This window comes from Paenibacillus sp. CAA11 (assembly GCF_003060825.1).
Lineage (GTDB): Bacteria > Bacillota > Bacilli > Paenibacillales > Paenibacillaceae > Fontibacillus.
In genome coordinates, this window is the sequence record NZ_CP028922.1 from 1,438,141 (window position 1) to 1,450,192 (window position 12,052).

The following is a 12,052-nucleotide window of genomic DNA, read 5'->3' on the forward strand; positions in this document are numbered from 1 at the left end:
CAAGCTTACCTGTACGAGCTTGCTTAAGGAAGAACGTGAATCGTTTAGGTTCGGTGAGATGGGGTAAGTATATCCTGTACCTAAACGAGAGCAGGAGGTAGTCAATATGGCTAGAAAAATTGTTGGTGTCTTCAATACAGAGCAGGATGCTGTAGGAGCTATTGAGGAATTGAAACAACAAGGAATTCAAGCAGACGATATCTCGGTGGTTTCAAAAAATAGTGCTGATATGAATGCGCTGGATGATAGAACAGGTACCAAGGCGCCTGAAGGTGTAGCAACTGGTGCTGCAACAGGCGGTGTAGTAGGCGGGGTAACAGGCTTGCTTGCGGGTCTGGGCCTGCTGGCGATTCCGGGGATAGGACCTATTATTGCAGCGGGGCCAATTGCAGCTGCTCTGACGGGAGCAGCTGTGGGAGCCGGAGCTGGTGGACTAGCAGGCGGGCTTATTGGAATGGGGATCCCTGAAGATGAGGCTAACGAATATGATGCCTATGTGAACGATGGGCGCATTCTGGTGATGGTGGATGAAGATGTAGCTGTGCGAGAGAATGTATACCGGGTTTTCCGCAAATATCATACCCTTAACTCAAATTACTATAGTATGGGAGAGAGCTACATGACAGAACGTAAGGATAGTCAGCATGGTGTACAGAAGAATGCTGACACTTACTATGGTGATCAGAACGCAGCTGCCAAGCGGAAGGAGACAAGAGAACCGGCAGGAACTTTCTATCAAGAGGTTACGCGGACAGATCACGACATGGCTAAGGGGCTGAATGGAGACACCGATGGCTATGATCGTGAAGATATGGAGCTCCCGGGCAGAGTTCGTGACGGACGGCTGCGCAGATCTACCAATGACCCGAATACGGATTTGTAAGCATGTACGCTAATATCGAATGAATAGAGATGTGCGTGTTAATGAAAGAGGCTTGTCCAGTGGACAAGCCTCTTTATATGAAACGAAAAGCATGGCTTAAACTAATGGATGACCTTAACGCGACCCACTTGCCCGTCCTGCAGGCGGACCTTGATGCCATGCGGATGCCTGGCAGAATTCGTTAAGATATCCTTCACCACTCCTCGGGTCAGCTTTCCGGTGGGCTGATCTTGTTTTAGCACGATATCAACAGTTAAACCTGGGGTAATATTATTACGGAGATTGCCGTCCATAAATATGTCCTCCTTAGGATAGTATGACTGGATGTCAAGGTAATCTAACCATAGCACACTACCGGTCACATACAAAATCAAAAGCCAAAGAGCTTAGGAATAAATCCTAAGGAAGCGGCTTGCCAACACGAATGACATTGCATATAATGTGTGTAGTTATGTAGGATATATAAATGCAGAGATGGAGAAGAGTAAGCAGTGCCTCTTTACAGGGAGGAGATGTCATGGATTGAGAGCATCTCTACAGAAACAGGCTGCCGAAGTTCCCTCCTGAGCAGTTCCTTGAACGACGGAGATGCCAAGTCCGTAAGTAGGGGATACCGGTCCTCGAGCCGTTATTTCGAAGAGTGAGAGACGCTTTCTAGGAAGCATGGCAGGGATCTGGCAATGTAGCGCTATCTGCCGATTGCTGAGGCGTTCTTTAACAAGGGTGGTACCACGGTCTTTTCGTCCCTTACGGGAGAAAAGGCCTTTTTTGTTATCCGACATGAAATCGAAGATGCGGTTGTAGGCCGCATGAAACCTTGAGGAGGGGCAAAATGAGAGAGCGTTTAGAAGCATTAAAAGAAGAAGCACTGGCTGAGCTTAGCCAAGTTTCTGATGCAGGACAACTGAACGACCTGAGAGTCAAATACCTGGGTAAGAAAGGCGCGCTGACCGAAATCCTGCGGGGGATGGGCAGCCTTAGTGCAGAGGAACGTCCGGTGATTGGACAGGTCGGCAACGAGGTGCGTGGTGCAATTGAGGCTGTCATTACGAGCAAGCAGGAGGAGTTCCAGCGTCTTGAGACAGAGCGCCGTCTGGCTGCAGAGAAGGTGGATGTTACGCTGCCAGGACGCCCGTTGAAGCAGGGGGCTGTTCATCCATTGAACAGAGTGATTCAAGACATGGAGGATATCTTTATTGGCATGGGGTATCAGATTGCTGAAGGACCAGAGGTAGAGACTGACTACTTCAACTTTGAAGCGTTGAACCTGCCGAAGAATCATCCGGCTCGGGATATGCAGGATTCTTTTTATGTTACAGAAGATCTGCTGATGCGGACACATACTTCCCCGGTTCAGGCCAGAACGATGAAGTCCAAAGAGGGAGAAGTGCCGATCAAGGTCATTTGCCCGGGCAAGGTATATCGCCGTGATGACGATGATGCCACCCATTCCTTCCAGTTCCATCAGATTGAAGGCCTGGTGGTTGGACGTCATATCCGGATGAGCGACCTGAAGGGGACTCTGCTTCAATTTGTTCGTGAAATGTTTGGTCCGCAAACTCAAATCCGCCTGCGCCCAAGCTTCTTTCCTTTTACGGAACCGAGTGTTGAGGTTGATGTGACTTGTATGAAGTGCGGAGGCGATGGCTGCCGGGTCTGCAAGAATACAGGCTGGCTGGAAATTTTGGGCGGAGGTATGGTTCACCCACGCGTGCTCAAAATGGGCGGTTACGATCCGGAGGAGTACAGCGGCTTTGCGTTTGGTATGGGCGTAGAACGCATCGCTATGCTGAAATACGGCGTAGATGATATCCGTCATTTTTATTATAACGATATGAGATTTCTTCAGCAGTTTGCCCGGAATTAAAGTTGTAGAGAAGAAGGGAGATTAAGCAGATGAAAGTATCCACAGAATGGCTGTCAGACTATGTATCGCTTGAGAATGTAAATGCGGAAGAGCTTGCGGAACAGATTACACGGGCAGGTATTGAAATTGACAGTGTAGAAAACCGTAACCAAGGCGTATCCAAGGTGGTTGTCGGCTATGTGAAGTCGAAGGAGAAACACCCTGACGCAGATAAATTGAACGTATGTATTGTAGATGCCGGACTGGACGAAGAGCTGCAAATCGTCTGTGGGGCGAAAAATGTAGATGCAGGGCAGAAGGTTCCTGTAGCCTTGGTTGGCGCAAAGCTCCCAGGAGGCTTGGAGATCAAGAAGGCTAAGCTGCGCGGTGTAGCTTCCCAAGGGATGATCTGCTCGGCTAAGGAGCTGGGTCTCAACGACAAGCTGCTTCCTAAAGAACAGCAGGAGGGTATTCTTGTCCTTGCAGAGGAGACGGTTATCGGTACACCTATCGAAGAGATTCTTGGTCTGAACAATAAGGTGCTGGATTTTGATTTGACACCTAACCGCTCGGACTGCTTGAGCATGATTGGAGCTGCTTATGAGGTAGCCGCTATCCTTGGCCGTGAAGTGAAGCTGCCTTCTCCTAAGGAGGAGCTCATTGAAGTCGCAGAGCAGGCAGCGGATCAAATCTCTGTAAAGGTAAGCGTACCTGAGCTTTGCAGCCGATATGCTGTTCGCTATATCAAAAATGTGAAGATAGCTCCTTCACCGCAGTGGATGCAGAATCGCCTAATGGCAGCAGGAGTACGTCCAATTAACAATATTGTGGACGCGACAAATTATGTCATGCTGGAGTATGGTCAGCCGCTGCACGCGTTCGATGCAGATCAAATTGCTGGCAGACAAATTGAAGTTAGACTCTCCGAGCAGGGAGAGAAAGTGATCACGCTGGACGGTCAGGAAAGAGAGCTTGAAGCTGGTGCTCTTCTCATTACCGATGCTGAGAAGCCAATAGCTCTGGCGGGAGTTATGGGCGGAGCCAATTCAGAGGTAACGGAACAGACCGTGAATATTGTTCTGGAATCCGCCAAGTTTGACGGAGGAGTGGTTCGTAAACTGTCTCGTCAGCTTGGACTTCGTTCGGAAGCCTCCCTTCGCTTCGAGAAAGAGGTTGATCCGAATGCGGTAATTCCGGCACTCGATCGTGCGGCACGGCTTATTGCTCTCTATGCTGGAGGAGCTGTTGAACAGGGAATTGTTGAAGCTGCTGGAGAGCAGCCAGAGGACCGGATTATTACTTTGTCCCTGACAAAGCTGAATGCTTATCTCGGTACAGAGATATCCGCCCTTGAGGTTAAGACGATTTTTAATCGCCTGCATTTTGAAGCGGGAGATTTGCCGGATAACCGCCTTGAGGTAAAAGTCCCAACGCGGCGCGGAGACATTACCCGGGATGTGGATTTGATCGAAGAGGTTGCAAGGTTGTACGGCTATGACAATATTCCGACAACAGTTATTGAAGGCCCGACAACGCCTGGTGCTTACACGAAGTCCCAGTCCTTGCGGCGGAAAATTCGCGCCCTGCTGGCAAATGGCGGCTGGCAAGAGGTGATCAGCTACTCATTTACAAATGAAGGGGCCGGGCAGCTCTTCCCAACTTTATTGGAGGGACGCCATACGGTGAAGCTGGCTATGCCTATGAGTGAGGATCGGAGCGTGCTTCGCAGCAGTTCGCTGCCACAGCTTCTCCAGATTGCTGAATATAATCGGAACCGGAAGCAGGAGAACCTAGCTTTGTTCGAGATCGGAAGTGTGTTCCAAGCAGAGGAGCAACTGCTTACCAAGCAACCACGGGAGCTGCAGGTCTTAGGTCTATTGCTTACCGGGCAGCGTCAAGAGACACAGTGGAACGTCCAAGGGCAGCCGGTGGACTTCTTTGATATTAAAGGTGCTGTGGAGAGTGTTGTTCACTTTCTGGGGCTTGATGGAAAAGTCACCTATACTGCAGACAGTCCGGAAGGGTTCCATCCGGGACGCTCGGCATCCGTCTTCCTTGAGCAAGGTACGGAGAAGGTTCGTGTAGGGGTCGTAGGACAGCTTCATCCAGCTTTACAGCAGGAGCGGGACTTAGCGGATACGTATGTTGCTGAACTGCTGCTTGCACCGTTGTTCGATACCGAAGGCAAGCCTGTTATTTATCAGGAGCTGCCGAAATTCCCTTCTGTTCAGCGGGATATTGCAGTTGTTGTTGATGCACAGGTTCCTGCTGGACAGCTGGTATCTGTAGCGCGTGATGCTGCGGGGGACTTGCTGGAAGCGGTGGATGTATTTGATGTATTTACTGGCAGCAAGCTTGGAGAAGGCAAGAAGAGCATTGCCTTGTCCCTGGTGTATCGCCACAAAGACCACACATTGACAGAGGAAGAGATTACAGATGTTCATGGACGTGTAACTGCGGCCCTGGAACAATCTTTTCAAGCAGAATTGAGAAAATAGCAGGAAATCGCGAAAGTCACATCGAATCCTCATACTATTGCAGGTTCGATGTGACTTTCGTGGTAAACCAGAACATCCGAGACCTAACATAAGACTGAAGGAGGCACAGATGCTTTGGCTAAATCCGAACGAGTTAGTGTAAACGTAGAAATTTACGGAACATCCTACAAAATTGTCGGCAGCAGCGCCGAATACATGAAGCAAGTAGCCAATCATGTGGATGAACGCATGCGTGCCATTTCCAAAGTATACACCCATCTAGACATTCCCCGGCTTGCCGTACTGGCTGCCGTTCATATGGCTGAAGAAGCTATCAGAGGCGAGCAGTTATCGCAGCAGTTAACTGAAGCTAACCGCGAGCTGGATGAGTTAAGTCGGAAGGTTTCCTCATTACAGGATTCGGCTGTAAAGCAGCAGGAGAAGCACAGCGCCTTATATGAGGAGCATTCTCAGCTTAAGAATGCAAAGGCGGAGCTGGAACAGCAGCATGCCAAGCTTCAGAGTATGGTTACTGAGAAAGAATCAGCGCAGCGAAAGCAAGCCGGCCGCATCCAAGAGCTGGAGAAGCAGCTGTCCGAGTTAAGAAGCAGCAATAGTCAGCTTCAGTCCAAGCTTCGCGGTGCAGAGCAGGAAGCGAAGAAGGAGAAGGAAGCTTTGATAGCGCTGAATGCAAAGGTCAATGAAGCACTGAAGCGAGAAGAGTCGCTGCAGGCTGAAGCGAAGCGTTACAAGGACGAAGCCGGGCGGCTCGAGCAGCAATATAAGGCTGCTACGGAAAGCTTGGCGGCTTCTGACCGGGAGAACAAGCGGAGACAGCAGCACCTGGACGAGGCCAAGAAGCTCGAAGAGAAGCTGCGCGGTGAGGTTGCTTCAGCTCTCCAGTCTCAGCAATCCTGGCGCAAGCAGGCCGAGCAGTTGAAGGCAGACTATGAACGCCTGGAGCTTGAGCTGTTGCAGGCCTCCGAGTATAATGGCACTCTTGAGGAAGGACTAAAGAGTGCTCAGGAAGAGACGATGGCGATGAAGGAGAATGCAGAGCGCAGTGAGGCCGATCTGGCACGGGCTAAGGCAGATTTACTGTCCGTCCGTGGAAGCTATGAATCACTCTCCATTAAGCTAAGCGAATCGCAGCAGCGCGAGCAAGCGGCATCCGGCGAGATCTCTGCACTGCGCGAACAGCTGGGCCGTCTTGAACTGCAGCTGGTTAAGGTGCAGGAGGAACTGGAGCAGGCGAATGTCTTGCTTCAGGAGCAAGATCAGGAGCTGAAGGCTGAGCAAGACCGGGCAAGCCAGTGGCGTGACCGCTGTGAAGCCGCGGAAGAGCAGGAGACAGCACTGCGCGCTGCCGAGGCGGAACTCCAGCGGCAATTGGAACAATGGCAGCAGGAATGTGCCGCGGGTCAGGATCAAGCTGCTGCGCTTACGCAAGAGAAGGAAGAAGCCGAAGCGGAGCGGCAGCGGCTTGCAGACCAGCTGCAAGAGATCGGTGGCCAATTTGAGATCATCTCTCATGAATATCGCTTATTGATCGCTGAGCGAGAAGTGGAGCGCGAGCGTGTACAGAAGACTGAAGAGCAGTACGAACGTCTGAAAGAGGATTATGCGAAGCTCCAGACGGAATTTAATGAGTGGATTGAATTGATTGAACAGGATCAGACATAAATGAACAAAGCCTGCGGAAGATTCCGCAGGCTTTGTTCATTTGCATGATTACAAGCTGTTGACTGACTATTCCACATACAGAACAGCTTTCATCATCTTATGCCCTGGTCCGCAAGGGATAGAGCAGGCGATATCATATTGGCCGGTCTCGGTTGGAGTGACGACGGCCGAGCTGTGTTTGCGGTCGAGGTGAACGTCCAAGCGGTCAATGTTAACTCCGTGGTTACCGTCAACGTTTTCCAAGGTGATTTGAACAGGAACCCCTTTTTTTACATGGTACGCTTGCTGATCGAATTGATAGTTCGAGGCTTTGATTACCAATTCGGCTTCTGCGGCATCCTTCTTCGAAGCTGGGGTCTCGTTATTCGGCGACTGAGCAACATTACCGCAAGCGGCAAGCAGGAATATAAGCATCAAAGAGCATAATAAGCTAATTATTTTGTTCATTATTCACCTCAAGCAAATATAAAATTCAGGTTCTATCATACCTTGAAATGGCAGGTAAGAAAACCTCCAGAAGTTGACTTTGGATGGGGCGAGCCTAATTTAACATTAGTTTTGAGCCCACCCCCTGTGGACAGCAGGGCAGAATACGATATAATAGTTCTATCTATATACCTTAGGGCACCATAATTAATAGTTAAAGTAGGGGATTCATATATTCGACAGTTACTCACATAAATGGGCTTCTTGGTCGTGGAATCGAAAAATTATGGTGGCTTACTGGTTGACAGCCTTTTTACTTTTTACTTCTCAGTCCTTCTCTTTTATTATCCACTTGTCATGGCTTAAGTATAGCGACTATTGGAAAACGAACGGAACTTTGGTGCTGCTGGCAGACGGTGCAATTTTGGTTCTGCTCGCTGGAACCGAACTATGGTTAAAGCGAAGCCATCGTCTTTTGAAGCGCGGCGTGTTATTTACCGGGATGCTGTTTACTTATTTCATGTATTACATGTTTAGCCCCATTGTCCATGGGGCTGAGATTATTTTAGTCATTCCGATGCTGCTTTCTTTGGTTTACTTGGACCGGAAGCTCTTGCTAACCTTCGGATTAGCGGATATGATGATTTACATTTTCTCGGAGTTCGTCAATGAATCCATATGGCCAGGCTCCTTAAGTATAGCTGATATCCTGCTGGTTCTGGCTGTTTTTGTTACTGCCATGCTGCTGGCTCAGGCTGCACTAATCCGTTCCCAGGAGATGCGCAAAGCAGTGGAGAGCCTTGTTAAGTCTGAGCAGAAATTAATCGTGGAGAAGACAATTGCGGATAAGCTGCTGAAGATAGATGCACTGACAGGGCTTTATAATCATAAGACTTTTCATGAATATATGGAGAATCTGATACAGCACAGCGAGGCAAACGGAGTATCTATTCAGCTGGGCATTTTGGATATAGATAACTTTAAGACCATTAATGATAATTACGGCCATTGGGTAGGCGATATCGTCTTGAAAGAGGTAGCTAACCAGCTCACTGAAATTATGCATACAGATGATTTTGCAGCAAGATATGGGGGCGAGGAGTTTGCGGTGATTTTTACAGAGAAAACTCCGGAAGAAGCCTATAACTATGCTGAGAAGATCAGGGAAAGCATTGAACGGCTGGAGCTTCCCCATCTTGACCGGCCAGTTACGGTGAGCGTCGGCTTGTGTGAATATCACTTGGGAGATGGTAAAGAGGCATTGTTCAGAAATGCGGATTCTGCGCTGTATAAGGCTAAGAGGTCTGGTAAAAACAGGACAGTTGTCTACTCCGGGAAGCCGGAGCCTGTCTGTCTATCTTAGTTACAACCCCTGTCCCGATCTGTCATCGGTTCAGGGGTTTGCTTTAGCCTGAAGCTACTTTTTGCTGCTTGCTGCGTCAAATGGAGTTGCGACCGGAATGAAGAGGTCGATAATCCCAATGACGAGCGCGGCGAGCAGCGCGCCAATCATAGTTACGGATACGCCGCTAATGACGAATTGGGCCAGCCAGATCACAAGAGCACTGACCAGAAAGCCTACAATGCCTCGTCCAAACGGGGAGACTTTTTTGCCAAATACGGCTTCAATCCCCCATCCGAGCAGGGCAATGACCAGTGCAAGCAGAAGGGCGCTGCCGAAGTTGCCCACGGTGAATTGAGGAACAAGCCAGCCTACCAGCAGTAGAACTAAGGCGGATACGATAAACCGGATAACGTGTCCAAGAAACTGCATGGACGTGAGGCCTCCTTTTTAAATGTTGTGCATTTGACTAATCGTCTTATAGAGTAGCCAATTCTAAGAAAGTTATGTGCTGTACAAAATGGCGGAGAAGACCTTTTTTCGTTTATAATAAATGAATACCTAAAGAGGAGTTGTGAACGTCCTTGGATCAGAAAATTTTACGAACGATGGATTATCCTAAAATCATAGATAGTCTTATCCAATTTGCGCAGACACAGCCAGGCAAGACGCTGGCCGGTCAGCTTGCTCCTGTTGCCGATCTGGAAGATGTTAAGCGGCTTCTTCAAGCAACGGATGAGGCTTATAAAGTGGATCGGCTTAAGGGATCTCCTCCTTTTGGAGGTATTGTAGATATCGTGCCGGCGGTTAAGCGGGCCCGAATTGGAGGCACTTTAAGCCCAAGCGAGCTTTATGGGATTGCTGCAACCTTATTTGGTGGGCGCAGAATTAGTAAATATATCGAGGGTGTACATGAGGAGGATCCGGTGGAGCTGCTGTCCCGGCTTACGGAAGAACTGAGTGACCAGAAGGCCCTTGAGAATTCCATCAAACGGTGTATCGACGAGAACGGAGAGGTTCTGGACTCGGCGAGCTCGGAACTGAGTCAAGTCCGCAGAGAATTAAGAGGCGGTGAGGCCAGAATCCGCGAGAAGCTGGAGGGCATGATCCGTTCGAGCACGGCCTCCAAAATGCTGCAAGAGCAGCTGATTACCATTCGGAATGACCGCTTTGTTATCCCTGTAAAATCAGAATATCGTTCTTACTTTGGCGGTATTGTTCATGACCAATCGGGTTCGGGAGCGACCCTGTTTATTGAACCCGAATCCATTGTAGCTATGAATAACAAGCTGCGTGAGACCAAGCTGAGAGAAGAGCGGGAGATTGAGGTTATTCTGCAGAAGCTGACGGCACTTGTAGGAGAACAGGCAGAACTGCTGCTGTTTGATGCGGATGTCCTTGCACAGCTGGATTTTATTTTTGCAAAAGGGCGGCTGGCCCACGTCATGAAAGCGACTTTGCCGCGTATGAATGATCGCGGATTTCTGAAGCTGAAGAAGGGGAGACATCCGTTGATTCCTATGGAGCAGGTGGTTCCGATTGATGTCGAGCTCGGGAATCAGTATACCTCTATCATTGTGACAGGGCCGAATACCGGGGGGAAGACAGTCTCGCTCAAGACGATCGGGCTGCTGAGCCTTATGGCAATGTCCGGGTTATTCGTCCCCGCAGAGGATGGGAGCCAGCTATGCGTATTTGACGCAATCTATGCGGATATTGGGGATGAGCAAAGTATCGAGCAGAACCTCAGTACCTTTTCCAGCCATATGACCAATATTATCTCTATTCTGAAGCAGATGTCACCTAAGAGCCTTGTGCTTCTGGATGAGCTTGGAGCGGGAACTGATCCTGCTGAAGGCTCTGCTTTGGCTATTGCCATTTTGGAGCACATTCATGCCTTGGGCTGCCGCATGGTCGCAACCACCCATTACAGTGAGTTGAAGGCCTATGCCTATGAGCGCAAAGGTGTTATTAATGCGAGTATGGAGTTTGATGTGAATACGCTTAGCCCGACTTATCGTCTGCTAATCGGGGTGCCGGGACGAAGCAACGCCTTTGCTATAGCGGAGCGTCTAGGTCTGTCCGCTGATATCCTAGAGTTTGCACGCGGGGAAGTGAAGGAAGAGGACTTACGCGTTGAGAATATGATTGCATCCCTGGAAGAGAATCGACTTGGAGCAGAGCAGGAGCGTGAATCGGCCGAGAAGCTGCGTCGTGAAATGGAGGAGCTGCGCAAGCGCCATGAACAAGAGCTGGAGAAGCTGGAGCAGCAGCGGGATAAGCGCTTGGAGAAGGCTGAGGACGAGGCGCGGCAAATTATCGAGAAGGCCAGACAAGAATCCGAGAAGATCATTGAGGATTTGAGAAGGCTAGCTCAAGAGGAAGGAGCCGCAGTCAAACAGCATAAGCTGATTGAAGCTCGCAAAGCGCTGGAAGAGGCTGAGCCTAAACAGCGCAAGAAAGCACCTGCTGTACGCAAGGCGCTGAAAGAGAAGGCTATTGAACCAGGGGACGAAGTATCTGTTTACAGCCTGAATCAGAAGGGGCATGTCGTGGAAATTGCCGGCAAGGAGGCGGTTGTTCAGCTAGGGATCATGAAGATGAAGGTTTCGATGGATGATTTAGAGCTGATTAAGCAGCAGCCGGCTGCCAAACCGGCCCAGCGTTCGGTTACTAATTTAAAGCGTACACGCGATGATTCCATCCGCAGTGAGCTTGACCTCAGAGGCTCTAACTTGGAAGAAGCGTTGATCGAAGTGGACCGCTTCCTGGATGAAGCCTTCTTGGGCAATCTGGGCCAGGTTTATATCATTCACGGCAAAGGTACAGGAGTGCTGCGAACAGGGATTCAGGACTATTTGCGCAGACATAAGCATGTGAAGAGCTACCGTCTAGGCAACTATGGGGAAGGCGGTGCCGGGGTAACGGTCGCTGAGCTGAAATAATGAATTGGGAGGGAAGGGAGATTTGAAACCCGTGGATCTGCTGCTGGAACATCCGCTAGGTATGATCATCGGCATGTTCTCGGTTGCGATTTTGGAGTTAATTGTCTTTCTCTTCTTTTTTGAACTGCTTACATCTTATCGCTGCTGGGAAGAGATCAAGAAAGGTAATATTGCGGCAGCCTTAGCCACAGGCGGCAAAATTTTTGGAATATGCAATATTATGCGCTCAGCTGCAGCAGGTGCAACGATCTATGAATTTATGATCATTTCTGCGATTGGTGTGGGCCTGTTGTTCGGTGCATATCTGTTGTTTGAATTTTTGACTCCGGTCTTCCGGATTGATCGGGAGATTGGCATGGGCAATCGGGCGGTAGGCATTATCTCACTGGCAGTTTCTGTATCCGTGTCATTCGTGATTGCCGCCTGTATTGCCTTATTCTAAGCTAAAGA

At 49.5% G+C, this 12,052-nt stretch carries 10 protein-coding genes; 7 read left to right on the forward strand and 3 right to left on the reverse strand.

The window, feature by feature from the left end; translation table 11 throughout:
- The first annotated feature begins 106 nt into the window (after window positions 1–106).
- A complete protein-coding gene (locus DCC85_RS06695) occupies window positions 107–883 on the forward strand; it encodes a general stress protein (protein ID WP_108464879.1) in 777 nt (258 codons plus the stop codon).
- 101 nt (window positions 884–984) lie between these two features.
- On the opposite strand, the gene DCC85_RS06700 is transcribed toward DCC85_RS06695, so the two are convergent.
- Entirely contained in the window at window positions 985–1,176 is a 192-nt protein-coding gene (locus DCC85_RS06700) for a YwbE family protein (protein ID WP_108464880.1), read from the reverse strand.
- Window positions 1,177–1,715: 539 nt separating this feature from the next.
- Between DCC85_RS06700 and pheS the strand changes: the two genes are divergently transcribed.
- From pheS to DCC85_RS06715, 3 genes are all read left to right on the forward strand, one after another.
- Entirely contained in the window at window positions 1,716–2,750 is a 1,035-nt protein-coding gene (gene pheS, locus DCC85_RS06705) for a phenylalanine--tRNA ligase subunit alpha (protein WP_108464881.1), read from the forward strand.
- Between the two features lie 29 nt (window positions 2,751–2,779).
- Complete coding sequence (pheT, locus tag DCC85_RS06710; RefSeq protein ID WP_108464882.1) at window positions 2,780–5,227, forward strand: phenylalanine--tRNA ligase subunit beta; 2,448 nt, start codon at window positions 2,780–2,782, stop codon at window positions 5,225–5,227.
- A 114-nt stretch (window positions 5,228–5,341) separates the two neighbouring features.
- Window positions 5,342–6,889, forward strand: a complete 1,548-nt coding sequence (locus DCC85_RS06715; RefSeq protein WP_108464883.1) for a cell division protein ZapA — start codon at window positions 5,342–5,344, stop codon at window positions 6,887–6,889.
- 66 nt (window positions 6,890–6,955) lie between these two features.
- Here the strand turns inward: DCC85_RS06715 and DCC85_RS06720 are convergent, their stop codons facing one another.
- Window positions 6,956–7,303 carry a cupredoxin domain-containing protein gene (locus DCC85_RS06720; RefSeq protein WP_234414451.1) on the reverse strand — a complete coding sequence of 116 codons (348 nt, stop codon included), beginning with the start codon at window positions 7,301–7,303 and terminating at the stop codon, window positions 6,956–6,958.
- Between the two features lie 364 nt (window positions 7,304–7,667).
- On the opposite strand from DCC85_RS06720, the gene DCC85_RS06725 reads away from it, so the two are divergent.
- A complete protein-coding gene (locus DCC85_RS06725) occupies window positions 7,668–8,678 on the forward strand; it encodes a GGDEF domain-containing protein (RefSeq protein ID WP_234414373.1) in 1,011 nt (336 codons plus the stop codon).
- 54 nt (window positions 8,679–8,732) lie between these two features.
- On the opposite strand, the gene DCC85_RS06730 is transcribed toward DCC85_RS06725, so the two are convergent.
- Window positions 8,733–9,089 (reverse strand): phage holin family protein, encoded by a 357-nt coding sequence (locus DCC85_RS06730; RefSeq protein WP_108464886.1) that lies wholly within the window; start codon window positions 9,087–9,089, stop codon window positions 8,733–8,735.
- A gap of 152 nt (window positions 9,090–9,241) precedes the next feature.
- Here DCC85_RS06730 and DCC85_RS06735 point away from each other — a divergent pair, with 152 nt between their 5' ends.
- Entirely contained in the window at window positions 9,242–11,602 is a 2,361-nt protein-coding gene (locus tag DCC85_RS06735; protein WP_108464887.1) for an endonuclease MutS2, read from the forward strand.
- Between the two features lie 61 nt (window positions 11,603–11,663).
- Window positions 11,664–12,044, forward strand: coding sequence for a DUF350 domain-containing protein (locus tag DCC85_RS06740; RefSeq protein ID WP_108467759.1), 381 nt, complete (start codon window positions 11,664–11,666; stop codon window positions 12,042–12,044).
- Window positions 12,045–12,052: the final 8 nt, after the last annotated feature.